Origin of the sequence: Aeromonas sp. PI_26, from assembly GCF_027854445.1 — a bacterium.
GTDB lineage: Bacteria > Pseudomonadota > Gammaproteobacteria > Enterobacterales > Aeromonadaceae > Aeromonas > Aeromonas veronii.
Window position 1 is genome coordinate 507,333 of sequence record NZ_JAJNOE010000001.1, and the last position, 12,852, is coordinate 520,184.

A 12,852-nucleotide genomic window follows, 5' to 3' on the forward strand; every position below is an offset into this window, starting at 1 on the left:
CCGCCAGCGAATGTGCAGCTCAAGCACATAAAGCAGTGAGCAAAAATTTGGTGAGGTGTCCGAGTGGCTGAAGGAGCACGCCTGGAAAGTGTGTATACGGCAACGTATCGAGGGTTCGAATCCCTCCCTCACCGCCAAATTGCAAAGCCCTGATGGAAACATCAGGGCTTTTGTTTTATGGCGCAATCCCGAGCGGTTGTCAGCATAGGACTGCAAATTCGCATTGTTGATAGCCCAGCAGCTGGTTGAGCCGATTGACTAATCGTAGTGAAAAGCCGCACTGATCTTGCTGCCGAACCCAAGCCTGATCCTGTCAAACTTGCTGTCGAATTCAGTTAAAGGGCCTCTCGCAAGAGAGGCCCTTTTCATTGTTCACTGATTTGCCCTGCTCGGTACTTAAAAGGCATTCCGTGGTGATACGGGTTAATGTTCCACAGTCAGCGGATCTGGGGGCAGGTTCAGATGCTTGGTGATGGCCTGATAGAGCTGGGGGTAGTTATCGTCAAAATGGTGTCCTCCCGGCAGGGTGACGCTGGTGACGTTGGGTTGGTTGAGACGGGGGCAGAGGCGGTCGTCATCATCGTCATCGGCTCCTTGCAGGCAGAGCATCGGCAGATCGCGGATGGTCTTCACCTGCGGCTCGGTCGGGTAGCTGCGGGCCTTGTGGGTCAGCATGTCGCTGACGTGGATCTCGAAATCCGAGCTGGTGGAGGGGGAGAGCATCACGGCCCCGACCAGCCCTTGACGATAGTGCTCCGGCAACCGGTTGATGACGAAGGGGGCAATCTCTGCACCAAACGAGAAGCCGACCAGCAACCAGCGGGGGCGCTGCCAGCGAGTCTGGTAATCATCGAGGATCCGCTCCAGATCGGCGGTCACCTGCTCCGGGGTTTTCTTCTTCCAGTAGTAGGTGAGGGAGCTCCAGCCCACGACCGGCATGCCGTGCAGCTGAAACTGGGCGCTCAACCCCTTGTCGAGGGCTGCCCAGCCACCATCGCCGCTGAGAAAGATCACCATGGGGGCCTCGGATGGCTGCTTGACCGGCAGCTCAATCAGGTTCAGGTCATCCTTGACCGGGGCGGCGTGCGCCGCAAAGGACGAAACGGGCAGTACGAGACTGAGTAACAGCAAAATCAAGGCTCTCATTGGCCATGCTCCTATTTCTTGATCAGCCCCAGCGGGCCGCGGCTAATCAGGGTGATCAGGTGAGTCAGGGTTCTGGGCAGTACCAGCTTGCTGCTGCAGAGCAGGTAGCGGGGTTCCCAGCGGGGCGAAAATTTCTCCTTGTAGCGTCTGAGCCCCTGAAAGTTGTAAAAACGGCTGCCACGCACAAACAGGGTATTGCCAAGTCGGGCCCAGTAGCTGTTGAGCGGGTGATCGTTGAAGCCGGACATGGGGGCCATCCCCAGATTGAAGCTGGCGTACCCTTGCGCCTTGCCCCACAGCAGCAGCTCGACAAAGAGAAAATCCATGATGGGGGCGGTGCCGGTATCCAGGCTGTAACGCATCAGATCGATGGAGAGCATCTCCTTGTTATCGCTCACCCAGAGGTTGGCAAAGCCGACAATCTGCCCCTCGTGCCAGACCAGTGCAGCCGGGCTCAAGGTCAGGTAGTCAGGCTCGAAGCGGCCGACCGAAAACCCCTTCTCCTTGCCCATTTTGCTCTGCAGCCAGGTATCTGAGACGGTCTGCAATCTGGGCAGCAGGGGAGCCACGGCGCTCGCCTCGACCACCTCGAAGGTCAACCCTTCCCGTTTGCCCCTGGCGTGGCTCTGGCGCAGGTTGCGCAGCCGGCTGCCCGCCAGATCGAAGGTAGCCAGATCGACCATCGCCTCTTCACCGAGCTTGAAGGGGATCAGCCCCAGCTCCAGATAGAGTGGCAGATAGCGGGCCGAGACCTGATAAAAGACCGGATTGGCGTCGTGCTCGTCGCAGCGCTCACGAAATTGCCAGAGCAGCTCTTCGATCTGCTCGGGGCGACCGACCGGATCCCCCATCACAATCCAGCTGTTGCCCTCGATGCCATACATCAGGAAGGCGTCGCCGGCGGAGTGGAACAGCAGGGACTTGTCCTGCAACTGGGCCAGATAGCCGTGGATCCCCCCTTCGCGTACCACCAGCTCGTGGGCGCGCGCCAGCGTCTCCTTGTCCGGCTTTTCACCGACTACGCGCAGCGGCGCAAGCAGCTGGGCAACCCCGGCCACGGCCAGCACGGCCACCACGCTCCCCATGGCGCGCAGGCTGCGGGCAGCCCCGCCGTGGGGCGAGAAGTGGAACCAGAGGGCGTGGTCATACTCCACCTGACGGTAGGAGAAGAGCAGCAGCCACAGGGCTCCCAGCAGCACGGCGCCGACCGAAATGAGCCAGCCCGAGGTGTACTGGGGATAGAGCAGCGACCCCTTGCGATAGAAGAGGGCGCGGCAGGGGGTCATGATGAGCAGGAAGCTGCCGAGCAGCAGGGCTGACTCCCAGTCCCCCCCTTTGAGCAGGGAGAAGGCGATCCCCAGTGCCAGCAGCAGCTGGGTGGTGCGAAACGCGGCGTCGTGACGGCGGTAGAGGCTGCGCGCCAGCAGGATCAGGAGGATACCGCTCACGCTGCCGAGCACGTGGGAGAGCTCCAGCAGATGGAGCGGCAACACCTGCAGCCACACTTCAATGTGGCTGCGTATGGTCGGGATCATCCCCGAGCAGAGCAGCAGGCTGCCGGCGGCAAAGGTGCCCATGCTGATAAGGGCAGGCAGAAATTCGCGCACCGCGCTCATCAGCCCCTGTAGCCGCTGCCAGCGCGCTTTTTGTTGCAGCATCTCCTGACTCGCAAAGAGCAGCAGGGCGCAGAGAAAAGGCAGCAGGTAATAGATGCAGCGATAGAGCAGCAGCGAGGCGAGCAGCTTGTCGGCTGGCAGGTAGTGAGCCAGCAGCAGGCTCATGCTCGCTTCGAACACGCCGATCCCACCCGGCACGTGGGCCAGTACCCCGAGGAAGCTGGCCAGCACGAAGGCACTGAGCAGCACAGGGCAGGGGACGCTATCTGCAGGCAACAGCACAAACAGCACGGCGGCGGCGGCCATCCAGTCGGCCAGCGCGACCAGCAGTTGCAACAGACGTATCAGAAAGCCCGGGAGGGTCAGGGTGTGTTTCCGCCAAGAGAGACGGTGTGTAGGCCAGCAGAGGTAGCTGGCCACCAACAGCAGAGCCATGCCGCCCGCCAGCCTGAGCAGGGTATCTGCCCATTGCGGCCAGTCAGGCAGCAACTGTGATACATCGCAGGTCAGTAGGGCGCCACCTCCCCACGCCAGCAGGCCGAGGAAAAAGGTGATGGAGCAGAACAGCACCACGCGTGCCACTTCCCCGGTGGCGAGCCCCAATGCTGAGTAGAGGCGATAGCGTACCGAGGTGCCGGTCAGCAGGGCAAATCCCAGGGTATTGGAGAAGGTGTAGGCGATAAAGGAGGTGATGCTGACCTGTTGCCAGGGAAGGCGCTTGCCCAGCGCATGGAGCGCCAGCATGTCATAGCTGCAGAGGCAACCATAACTGAGCAGGGTCAGCAGCAGGGCGCCCGCCAGTCGCGGCAGGGGTTGGGACCAGATGGCCACACGAATATCGTGCCAGTGCCATGCCTGAGTCAGGTGATACAGCACGGTCAGAGCGGTGCCGAGCAGCAGCAAGCTGCACACGGGGCCGAGCCATTTAAGCAGATGACGCCACATGCCATGTTCCTGTGGTCATTGACCGTTTCCCGCAAAGGGGGGCCGGGTCGTGGATCCGGTTTGGACGAGGGAGGAACTCGTCAGGAAAATTTCGGGAAGAGATGGAAAGGGAGGCATCAGCCTCCCTCTGTGATATCCAGTGACCGGTTGGATCACTTGGTTTTCGGCGCGACTTTGACGGCAGGGGTCTTGGCGTGTGTGGCTTTATGGTGTTTTTTCACCACCTTGGTCTGGGTCGCCTGCGGCGTGGCTGTCTTGGTCGGGGTGGCCGCCATGGTGAAACCGGAGGTGAGGGCGAAGACGGCAGCCAGGGTCAGGGGAATGATCTTTTTCATGTTCAATTTCCTTATTCGGGTTGATGTTATGGAGCGTTCTCCATGACAGTCATCCTATGACGGTTGCAGCGGCCCTTCAGTGAGCGGTTGGTGACGGTTTGTATCCAAATGTACAGGCAGGGTGAGGCAGAAGCGGGCGCCGTGGTCACTGGCCAGCAACGCCACATCCCCCCCGTGATGACGGGCAATGCTGCGCACGATGGCCAGCCCCAACCCGGTTCCGCCGGTGCGACGATCCCGACTCTGATCAAGACGCACGAACGGCTCGAAGATCTGGGGCGCCAGCGCCGGATCGATCCCCGGTCCATCGTCGCTCACCTCCAGCAGATAGTTCTCCTGCAGCCGCGAGATGGAGAGGGTAACCTCGCTCTCGGCGTAGCGCAGGGCATTGCCGATGAGGTTCTCCACCGCGCGGGTCAGCAGACGCTGATCGCCGCACCAGGGCATGTGACGTGGCGGCAGATCGAGGGTGAGCCTCTTTTCGGGTGCCAGCGCTTGCCAGTCGCCGAGATGCGTTTGTGCCCAGTGGCTGAGCTCCAGCTCGTCGCGCTGCAACGGCAGCTCGGGTCTATCCAGCCTGGCATAGGTGAGCATCTCTTCGATCAGGGCGTCCAGCGCTCCCAGATCACGCTCCAGCGCCTGCTGCTCCTGCTCGGCAGGGGCAGGATCGAGCATGGCAAGCCGATAGCGCAACCGGACCAGCGGGGTGCGCAACTCGTGGGCGATGGCATCGGTCAGTTGTTTGCGGCTGGCAATCATGGCCTGCAATTGGGTCGCCATTTGATCGAAGGTGCGTCCCACCCGGGCCAGACTGCTTCCCGGTGGCAGATTGGTTCGGCAGGAGAGATCCCCATCGCCTACGCGACGTGCGGTTTGCTCCAACTGTTGCAAGCCGCGCCAGTGGGGACGCAGCCACAGAAGGATGGGCAGGCCGAGAGAGAGGCCGATCACCAGCAAGAGCCCCACATCGACCCAGTGCAGCTCGTGCAGGTAGGAGAGGTAGGGTACAGGGCCGACAATCAGCACCCGGTCGGTATCGGGGATGCGCTGCAGGAAGGTGTCATCCTCCTCGACGATGACAATGTTGCCAGCAGCCAGAAAGGCCTGATCCTCGCTGGCCAGGGGCTGGTGCACCAGCTCGCCGATCTTGAGGGGGAGGGTAAACTGGCTGCTCTGCTCGGCCAGCCGATCGGGCCAGCGCTCTGGCGGGGTTCTTGCCAACTCGCCGGTCAACAGGCCAAGAGAGCCCTGCATCATGCGTTCGAGATAGCGATCACCCGCCCGTTCGGCGGTCACCTGATAGACCACGCCCACCAGCAGGATGGCCAGGGTGAAGCAGCCGATCAGCAACAGATAGAACTGGATAAAGAGACGGCGCATGGCGGTGCTCCCGAAAGAGGGTTATTCCCAGGCGTGGGGGACGAAGAGGTAGCCTTTCTGGCGCACCGTCTTGATCCGGGTCGGGTTGTCAGGGTTATCACCCAGTTTGCGGCGCAGGCGGGAGATGGCCACATCCATGCTGCGATCCTGACCGTCGTACTCCCGGCCGCGCAAGCTGCGAAAGAGAGCTTCCCGCCCCAGGATCTGGCCGGCGTGACAAGCGAGTTCCCACAACAGATCAAAATCGGCGGTCGAGAGAGCAATGCTCTCGCCATCGAGGCGCACATCTCGCCCCGGGCCATCCACCCGCAGCCGACCAAATTGCAGCTGCTGGGGAACGCTGCTGGTGGCTGCCGGTTGGGTTGATGCTTGCTGGTGCTGGCGAAACTGCACCCTCAGTCTGGCCAGTAGCACGGGGGGCGGGGTGGTTTTAAGGATGTAGTCGTTGGCGCCCAGCTCCAGACTCAGGATCTGGTTCATGTCGCTATCCAGCGAGGTGAGCATTACGATGGGGCCGTCGAAGCGCGGCCGCAGATCCCGACAGAGGGACATGCCATCTTGCCCCGGCAACATGATATCGAGCAGCACCAGATCGGGCTGTTCGGCCTCGATCCGGGCCAGCGCCATGTCCCCTCTGGGCTCGAGGATCACTTCCATATCGTGGCGGCCGAGCCAACTGCTGATGAGCTGGCCAATCTCGGGATCATCTTCGACAAAAAGAATGCGTTGCATAGAAAAGCTCCAACGGGAAGCAGGAGAGAAGAAGAGCGATCAGCATATCAATGGCGCTTGGGAAATACAGAAAAAGAACCGGGCAGGCTGGTGCGTGGGGGAGTGTGGCTGTGTGTATCGATGGGGAGGCGCGAATCGTGACAAATGGGCAGAGCCGCGTTTATCGATCTGGAGGATGATGGCCTTGTAGACAAGGCAAGGCGCTGTCGGGCGTAAAAACAAAAAAACCGGCCAAGGCCGGTTTTTTTGTGGTGTAGACCAGAAGGTCACTGCACCAAGTCGATGGACATCACCTTACGGCGATTATCGACAGAATAATGGGGTGGCTGATGGGGCTCGAACCCACGACAACCGGAATCACAATCCGGGACTCTACCAACTGAGCTACAGCCACCACTGAAATTGTCATCAACGCTCGCCAACCCAGAAGAAAAGGAGAGCATCAATGGCGCGCCCTGCAGGATTCGAACCTGCGACCCACGGCTTAGAAGGCCGTTGCTCTATCCAACTGAGCTAAGGGCGCTTTGTACCAACACGTCTTGAAGACGAGTCGATGAACATGGTCGGTGATAAAGGATTCGAACCTTTGACCCTCTGGTCCCAAACCAGATGCGCTACCGGGCTGCGCTAATCACCGAAAATCCCTGACCAGCATATCGACAAGAGTCGTACTGGGCAACGGGCGGGCATCATAGCCAAGCGTAAGGGCCAGCGTCAACGACTTTTTCCCCCAGTAAATTCAAGTGCCTACTTATTGCCCGCTACAGGTATGGCGCGCGTCTGCCGCTAACATCCCGGCTAAAAAAATGCGACAATGCGCGGCAGTTGAACACATGGTGAGTGGAGAACGATGTCTGCCAAAATCATAGATGGAAAACAGGTTGCGCAAACGATTCGCAGCCAGGTCGCGGCGCAAGTCCAACAGCGGTTGGCGGCAGGGAAACGGGCTCCAGGGCTGGCAGTCATTCTGGTGGGGGCGGATCCCGCCTCTCAGGTCTATGTCGGCAGCAAACGCCGGGCATGTGAGGAGGTGGGGTTTCTCTCCCGCTCCTATGATCTGAGTGCCACTGCCAGTCAGGAAGAGCTGCTGGCGCTGATTGACCAGTTGAATGCGGATAGCCACGTAGATGGCATTCTGGTTCAGTTGCCGTTGCCGGATCACTTTGATACCACTCAGGTATTGGAGCGGATCCAGCCTGACAAGGATGTAGATGGATTCCACCCGTATAACGTCGGCCGTCTGGCACAACGTATTCCGGCGCTGCGCCCCTGCACTCCGAAAGGGATCATGACGCTGATCGAGACCACCGGCGTGAAGACGCACGGTCTGCATGCGGTCGTGGTGGGAGCGTCCAACATAGTGGGGCGTCCCATGACCCTCGAATTGCTGCTGGCGGGCTGCACGACCACGACCTGTCACCGTTTTACCCGGGATCTGGAAGATCAGGTACGCCGTGCCGATCTGCTGGTTGTCGCAGTCGGCAAGCCCAACTTCATTCCTGGCGAGTGGATCAAACCGGGGGCACTGGTAATCGATGTGGGCATCAATCGCCTGGCTGATGGCTCGCTGGTCGGGGATGTGGAGTTTGAGACGGCGCGCAGCCATGCCTCCTTCATTACTCCGGTACCCGGTGGTGTGGGCCCGATGACGGTCGCCAGCCTGATGGAAAATACCCTGATCGCCTGCAGTGAATATCACGACTGATCATGGCTGGTGATAACTCTGTGATCCCGTGAGGAGGCAGGATTCGCCAGAAATCTGACAATAAAAAACCGGTTGCTCAGAGAGGAACCGGTTTTTTATTTATCCAACGGGTGTTATTTACATATTTTGTGCTTCGTTTGGCACAATCACAGAGGCGTGATTTCCTTTCGGCCCCTGTTGCAGTTCAAAATTGACAGCCTGACCCGCTTTCAGGGTCTTGTAGCCCTCCATTTGAATCGTGGAGTAGTGAGCGAAGATATCCTCACCGCCCCCTTCCGGACAGATAAACCCAAATCCTTTTGCGTTGTTAAACCACTTAACTGTGCCGGTTGCCATACTTCTACATCCTTTTATTGATTACCCAGAAGTCGTTGAGTAACCTGCGCCAGCCCTTTATAACTAGGGACATGGGCCCATAGCAGACGGGCACAGATTAGCAAGTAACCAATCTAGTCTAACTTTTGAGCGAGTCAAGAAGTTGTTAACAGCTGATGTGATCTGGTTAACAAGTCTATTGACAACCTTGTGTTAGACGGTAGTAATCTAGAGGTACCAAAGCGCGATTATGAGCAAGCAGAAAGAACTCTTTGCTAATGAAGAGATTGCAGAAGCAGAGAAAACAAAGCTGCAGCCGCCACCCATGTATAAAGTTGTGTTGAACAACGATGACTACACCCCGATGGAGTTCGTGGTGGAGGTGCTGCAAAAGTTCTTTGGTATGGATTTGGACAAGGCGACTCAGGTCATGCTGAGTGTGCATTATAGTGGTAAGGGTGTCTGCGGCATGTTTACCGCAGAGATCGCCGAAACCAAGGTTGTCCAGGTCAACACCTATGCACGTAACAACGAACATCCACTGCTCTGTACTATGGAAAAGGCTTGAATCTGATGACTTGATGGCGAGTGTGACACCACATTGTAGCTGTACTAGGGGAGGTGCCTATGTTGAATAAAGATCTAGAAAAGACGCTGAACGAGGCTTTCAAACTGGCCCGTGATGAGCGCCACGAATTCATGACCGTCGAGCACCTGTTGTTAGCCCTTCTGGATAACAGTTCAGCCCATGAGGCGCTGAGCTCTTGTGGTGCCGATGTTGAGCAGATGCGCAAGGAGATACGCGCATTCATCACCCAAACCACTCCGCTCATACCGCGCGATGATGAAGATCGTGAAACCCAGCCGACACTGGGCTTCCAGCGCGTGTTGCAGCGTGCCGTCTTCCATGTGCAATCCTCCGGCAATACCGAAGTCAGCGGCGCCAACGTGCTGGTCGCTATCTTCAGTGAGCAGGAGTCACAAGCTGCCTATTTCCTGAAAAAAGCCGAGATCAGCCGTCTCGACGTCGTCAATTTCCTCTCCCACGGTGTGCGCAAGGACAGCAAGCCGGATCTCGGCAGCAATAACAATCCCGAGTCTGATGATGATGTCTCGGCCGCACAGATCGAGAGCTTTGCCACCAACCTGAACCAGCTGGTGCTGGAAGGGCGCATCGATCCGCTGATTGGCCGTGATCAGGAGCTCAATCGTACCATTCAGGTGCTCTGCCGCCGTCGCAAGAACAACCCGCTGCTGGTGGGTGAAGCCGGTGTGGGCAAAACAGCCATTGCCGAAGGGTTGGCCTATCGCATCGTCAAGGGGGATGTCCCCGAGGTGATTGCGGGCAGTACCATCTATTCGCTGGATATGGGTTGTCTGCTGGCGGGCACTAAATACCGTGGTGATTTCGAGAAGCGCCTCAAGGTACTGCTCAAGCAGATTGAGCGTCAGGAAGGGGCCATCCTCTTTATCGACGAGATCCATACCATCATTGGTGCCGGTGCGGCATCCGGTGGTCAGCTGGATGCGGCCAACCTGATCAAGCCGCTGCTCTCAAATGGTTTGCTCCGTTGTGTGGGATCCACCACTTATCAGGAGTACGCCCAGATCTTCGAGAAAGACCGTGCGCTGGCCCGTCGCTTCCAGAAGATCGATATTGTCGAGCCGACTATCGATGACACCACTCGCATCCTGATGGGGCTCAAGAGTCGCTACGAAGCCCACCACGGTGTACGCTATACCGCCAAGGCGATCCGTGCAGCTGCCGAGCTCTCCGCCAAGTACATCAATGATCGTCACCTACCCGACAAGGCGATCGACGTGATCGACGAAGCGGGTGCCGGTCAGCGGTTGCTGCCGGCGAGCAAGCGCAAGAAAGTGATCAATGTGCAGGAAATTGAGTCCATCGTAGCCAAGATCGCCCGCATTCCGGAGAAATCAGTTTCTTCCTCGGATAAAGAGGTGCTGAAGAACCTGGAGCGCAATCTGAAGATGGTGGTCTTTGGTCAGGATAAAGCCATCGAGGTGCTGACCGATGCGATTCGCCTTTCTCGTTCAGGTTTGGGTAACGAGCGTCGCCCGGTTGGTTGCTTCTTGTTTGCCGGTCCTACCGGTGTTGGTAAAACAGAGGTGACCCAGCAGTTGGGCAAGGCATTGGGTGTCGAGATGCTGCGCTTTGATATGTCCGAGTACATGGAACGCCACACCGTCTCACGCCTGATTGGTGCGCCTCCCGGCTATGTTGGTTTTGAGCAGGGTGGTCTGCTGACTGATGCGGTGATCAAGCATCCTCATTCCGTTGTGTTGCTTGACGAAATTGAGAAAGCTCACCCGGACGTATTCAATCTGCTGTTGCAGGTGATGGACAACGGCACCTTGACCGACAACAACGGGCGCAAGGCGGATTTCCGTAACGTCATTTTGGTGATGACTACCAACGCCGGTGTGCAGGAGACCCAACGCAAATCGATTGGCTTCCAGCAACAGGATTTGAGCCACGATGCCATGGCGGTGATCAACAAGACATTCAGTCCGGAGTTCCGTAACCGGCTTGATCACACCATCTGGTTCAACCATCTGGATATGACGGTGATCCATCAGGTGGTCGACAAGTTTATTGTCGAATTGCAGGTTCAACTGGATGCGAAGGGAGTCTCTCTCGAGGTGTCCGAGCGTGCCCGCCACTGGTTGGCAGAGAAGGGATATGACAGAGCCATGGGCGCCAGACCGATGGGGCGGGTGATCCAGGAGCACCTCAAGAAACCCCTGGCCAACGAGATCCTGTTCGGCTCACTGGTTGACGGGGGAATTGTGAAGGTTGAGTTGGTAAATGACAGCCTCAGCTTTGATTTTCAGGTCAATGTTGAAGCTGTTTCCCACTAAGCGTCAGTGATCAGAAAACGACAAAAAACCCCAACCGAAAGGTTGGGGTTTTTTGCTGAATTCCTGGCTTAGCGAGAGCGGAAAACAATACGTCCCTTGGAGAGATCGTAGGGAGTCAGTGCTACCGTTACTTTGTCTCCAGTCAGGATACGAATGTAGTTTTTGCGCATCTTGCCTGAAATATGAGCGATAACCACGTGACCATTCTCCAGTTCCACACGGAACATGGTATTGGGCAGGGTTTCGAGAATAGTGCCCTGCATCTCAATACTGTCTTCTTTAGCCATTGAATCCTCTTGATAAGCCACAACAAAAAACCGCTGGATCATGCCGGATTTAAGGCTATGTGTAAAGTTTACTCGGGCTTGGTGTCGATATTTTTCCATTCCCCCTGAATTAACAGCTCGTGAGGGAGATAATTGCGCTTGTAATTCATCTTGCGGCACGCCTCCACCAGATAGCCAAGATAGAGCCAGCTTCGCCCTGTTCGCTTGGCCAGATCGAGCTGGCAGAGGATGGCAAAGGTGCCCAGGGAGCGATCGGCATAATCTGGATCGAAGAAGGTGTACATGGCGCTCAAGGAGTGGGGCAGCAGGTCTGTGGTGGCGACACCGATCAGGCGGCCCTCTTTGCGCATCTCCAGATAGAGTGGTGGCATCCAGTCACAATGGAGAAAACCGCGATACTGGCTGCGGTTGGGGGGATACATGCTGCCATCGTGATGGCGTTCGCGGATATAGCGTTCGTAGAGCAGGTAATACTCGGGTTTGTCATCATAGCTCAGGACGATCTCGATATCCCTGTTGAGCTGGCGGATCCGCTTCTGGCCGCGGCTGGGACGAAAGCGTTCGCTGTGAATACGAAGGGATTGGCAGGCATGGCACGCCGGGCAGTGGGGGCGATAGATGTCGTTGCCACTGCGGCGAAAACCGGCAGTCAACAATCGCTCGTAACCGTTGGCGTTGAGCAGATTGTGATCCATCAGCACCAGCAACTGCTCCTGTTCATGGTCCAGATAACTGCAGGGATGCTTGGGAGTCAGCCCTACTTTAAGGATCACTTCTTCAGTCATAGGCTGATCTCCCCCTCTTGCCAGCAGGAAGCCAACAGTGGTTGATGGCCAAGGCGCGCCAGCTCGGCCAGGAAACGGGCCCTTGGCCACTCCTCGATACCCAGGGTCGCCAGAAACGGGTTCTGCATCTGGCAATCGATGAGAGCGCCGCGATGGCGGGCGAAGTGGCGACAGAGTGCCACCATGGCAAGTTTGGCGCCGTTATCAATCCGGCTGAACATGGATTCACCGCAAAACAGTCGGCCGATAGAGAGGCCATACAGTCCCGCTTGCAGCTCTCCCTCCTGCCAGATCTCGATAGAGTGGGCATGACCCAGCCGGTGCAACTGCTGGTAGGCCTCGATCATGGGTTGGCTGATCCAGGTGCCATCGGCAGTGCGACGAGGGGCGGCGCAGGCGGTGATGACTTCATTAAAGGCGCGATTGACGGAAATATCGAATGGGGTTTTGCGGATAATCTTCTGCAAGGTACGCCCCACATGCAGCTGATCGGGGCGGATCACTCCGCGGGGATCCGGTGACCACCACAGGGTCGGCTGGTGGGGTTCATTCCACGGGAAGATCCCCTTGTGGTAAGCTGCCAGCAATCTGGCTGGGGAGAGATCCCCGCCGATCGCCAGCAAGCCGTTGGGCTCTTCCAGCGCATGGCTGGGGTCGGGAAACCAGCAAAGCTCATCATCCAGTTGGGTAAGATAGCGAGACATAAGGCAACGAGGTTCATAG

General features: G+C 57.8%; 12 protein-coding genes and 4 tRNA genes. 4 read left to right on the forward strand and 12 right to left on the reverse strand.

Annotation, left to right across the window (positions count from 1 at the left end; genetic code table 11):
- The first annotated feature begins 49 nt into the window (after nucleotides 1-49).
- Nucleotides 50-137 (forward strand) — tRNA-Ser (locus LRL22_RS02260).
- Between the two features lie 286 nt (nucleotides 138-423).
- Here the strand turns inward: LRL22_RS02260 and LRL22_RS02265 are convergent.
- From LRL22_RS02265 to LRL22_RS02300, 8 genes are all read right to left on the reverse strand, one after another.
- Entirely contained in the window at nucleotides 424-1,146 is a 723-nt protein-coding gene (locus LRL22_RS02265; RefSeq protein WP_270904613.1) for an AcvB/VirJ family lysyl-phosphatidylglycerol hydrolase, read from the reverse strand.
- Nucleotides 1,147-1,157: 11 nt separating this feature from the next.
- Nucleotides 1,158-3,707 (reverse strand): bifunctional lysylphosphatidylglycerol flippase/synthetase MprF, encoded by a 2,550-nt coding sequence (mprF, locus tag LRL22_RS02270; RefSeq protein ID WP_270904614.1) that lies wholly within the window; start codon nucleotides 3,705-3,707, stop codon nucleotides 1,158-1,160.
- Between the two features lie 152 nt (nucleotides 3,708-3,859).
- On the reverse strand, nucleotides 3,860-4,042 hold the full coding sequence (locus LRL22_RS02275; protein ID WP_005337116.1) for a hypothetical protein: 183 nt from the start codon (nucleotides 4,040-4,042) through the stop codon (nucleotides 3,860-3,862).
- A gap of 54 nt (nucleotides 4,043-4,096) precedes the next feature.
- Nucleotides 4,097-5,422, reverse strand: a complete 1,326-nt coding sequence (rstB, locus tag LRL22_RS02280) for a two-component system sensor histidine kinase RstB (RefSeq protein ID WP_270904615.1) — start codon at nucleotides 5,420-5,422, stop codon at nucleotides 4,097-4,099.
- Between the two features lie 21 nt (nucleotides 5,423-5,443).
- Entirely contained in the window at nucleotides 5,444-6,154 is a 711-nt protein-coding gene (gene rstA / locus LRL22_RS02285) for a two-component system response regulator RstA (RefSeq protein ID WP_216977836.1), read from the reverse strand.
- Nucleotides 6,155-6,472: 318 nt separating this feature from the next.
- Nucleotides 6,473-6,548 (reverse strand) — tRNA-His (locus LRL22_RS02290).
- A gap of 52 nt (nucleotides 6,549-6,600) precedes the next feature.
- Nucleotides 6,601-6,677, reverse strand: a tRNA-Arg gene (locus LRL22_RS02295).
- Between the two features lie 37 nt (nucleotides 6,678-6,714).
- Nucleotides 6,715-6,791: transfer RNA gene (locus LRL22_RS02300), tRNA-Pro, on the reverse strand.
- A gap of 213 nt (nucleotides 6,792-7,004) precedes the next feature.
- Here LRL22_RS02300 and folD point away from each other — a divergent pair.
- Complete coding sequence (folD, locus tag LRL22_RS02305) at nucleotides 7,005-7,859, forward strand: bifunctional methylenetetrahydrofolate dehydrogenase/methenyltetrahydrofolate cyclohydrolase FolD (RefSeq protein ID WP_005346435.1); 855 nt, start codon at nucleotides 7,005-7,007, stop codon at nucleotides 7,857-7,859.
- Nucleotides 7,860-7,976: 117 nt separating this feature from the next.
- On the opposite strand, the gene cspD is transcribed toward folD, so the two are convergent.
- Complete coding sequence (gene cspD / locus LRL22_RS02310; RefSeq protein ID WP_005300025.1) at nucleotides 7,977-8,195, reverse strand: cold shock-like protein CspD; 219 nt, start codon at nucleotides 8,193-8,195, stop codon at nucleotides 7,977-7,979.
- 229 nt (nucleotides 8,196-8,424) lie between these two features.
- Between cspD and clpS the strand changes: the two genes are divergently transcribed.
- Nucleotides 8,425-8,742, forward strand: a complete 318-nt coding sequence (gene clpS, locus LRL22_RS02315; protein ID WP_005337111.1) for an ATP-dependent Clp protease adapter ClpS — start codon at nucleotides 8,425-8,427, stop codon at nucleotides 8,740-8,742.
- Nucleotides 8,743-8,801: 59 nt separating this feature from the next.
- Nucleotides 8,802-11,057 carry an ATP-dependent Clp protease ATP-binding subunit ClpA gene (gene clpA / locus LRL22_RS02320; RefSeq protein WP_270904616.1) on the forward strand — a complete coding sequence of 752 codons (2,256 nt, stop codon included), beginning with the start codon at nucleotides 8,802-8,804 and terminating at the stop codon, nucleotides 11,055-11,057.
- A 68-nt stretch (nucleotides 11,058-11,125) separates the two neighbouring features.
- Here the strand turns inward: clpA and infA are convergent, their stop codons facing one another.
- The 3 genes from infA to aat all read right to left on the reverse strand — a co-directional run bounded on the left by infA (nucleotide 11,126) and on the right by aat (nucleotide 12,833).
- Entirely contained in the window at nucleotides 11,126-11,344 is a 219-nt protein-coding gene (gene infA / locus LRL22_RS02325) for a translation initiation factor IF-1 (RefSeq protein ID WP_005300033.1), read from the reverse strand.
- 68 nt (nucleotides 11,345-11,412) lie between these two features.
- Nucleotides 11,413-12,129: an arginyltransferase gene (locus LRL22_RS02330; protein ID WP_005337108.1), complete on the reverse strand. Its 717-nt coding sequence runs from the start codon at nucleotides 12,127-12,129 to the stop codon at nucleotides 11,413-11,415.
- Nucleotides 12,126-12,833: a leucyl/phenylalanyl-tRNA--protein transferase gene (gene aat, locus LRL22_RS02335; RefSeq protein WP_158110048.1), complete on the reverse strand. Its 708-nt coding sequence runs from the start codon at nucleotides 12,831-12,833 to the stop codon at nucleotides 12,126-12,128. The genes LRL22_RS02330 and aat overlap by 4 nt, the downstream gene beginning before the upstream one ends.
- Between the last annotated feature and the right edge of the window lie 19 nt (nucleotides 12,834-12,852).

Bases quoted from the DNA above. Each gene is read 5' to 3' on its own strand.
- LRL22_RS02330 (WP_005337108.1), bottom strand. From the start codon at position 12,129: ATGACTGAAGAAGTGATCCTTAAAGTAGGGCTGACTCCCAAGCATCCC.
- cspD (WP_005300025.1), bottom strand. From the start codon at position 8,195: ATGGCAACCGGCACAGTTAAGTGGTTTAACAACGCAAAAGGATTTGGG.
- rstB (WP_270904615.1), bottom strand. From the start codon at position 5,422: ATGCGCCGTCTCTTTATCCAGTTCTATCTGTTGCTGATCGGCTGCTTC.
- aat (WP_158110048.1), bottom strand. From the start codon at position 12,833: ATGTCTCGCTATCTTACCCAACTGGATGATGAGCTTTGCTGGTTTCCC.
- LRL22_RS02275 (WP_005337116.1), bottom strand. From the start codon at position 4,042: ATGAAAAAGATCATTCCCCTGACCCTGGCTGCCGTCTTCGCCCTCACC.
- clpS (WP_005337111.1), top strand. From the start codon at position 8,425: ATGAGCAAGCAGAAAGAACTCTTTGCTAATGAAGAGATTGCAGAAGCA.
- mprF (WP_270904614.1), bottom strand. From the start codon at position 3,707: ATGTGGCGTCATCTGCTTAAATGGCTCGGCCCCGTGTGCAGCTTGCTG.
- clpA (WP_270904616.1), top strand. From the start codon at position 8,802: ATGTTGAATAAAGATCTAGAAAAGACGCTGAACGAGGCTTTCAAACTG.
- rstA (WP_216977836.1), bottom strand. From the start codon at position 6,154: ATGCAACGCATTCTTTTTGTCGAAGATGATCCCGAGATTGGCCAGCTC.
- infA (WP_005300033.1), bottom strand. From the start codon at position 11,344: ATGGCTAAAGAAGACAGTATTGAGATGCAGGGCACTATTCTCGAAACC.
- folD (WP_005346435.1), top strand. From the start codon at position 7,005: ATGTCTGCCAAAATCATAGATGGAAAACAGGTTGCGCAAACGATTCGC.
- LRL22_RS02265 (WP_270904613.1), bottom strand. From the start codon at position 1,146: ATGAGAGCCTTGATTTTGCTGTTACTCAGTCTCGTACTGCCCGTTTCG.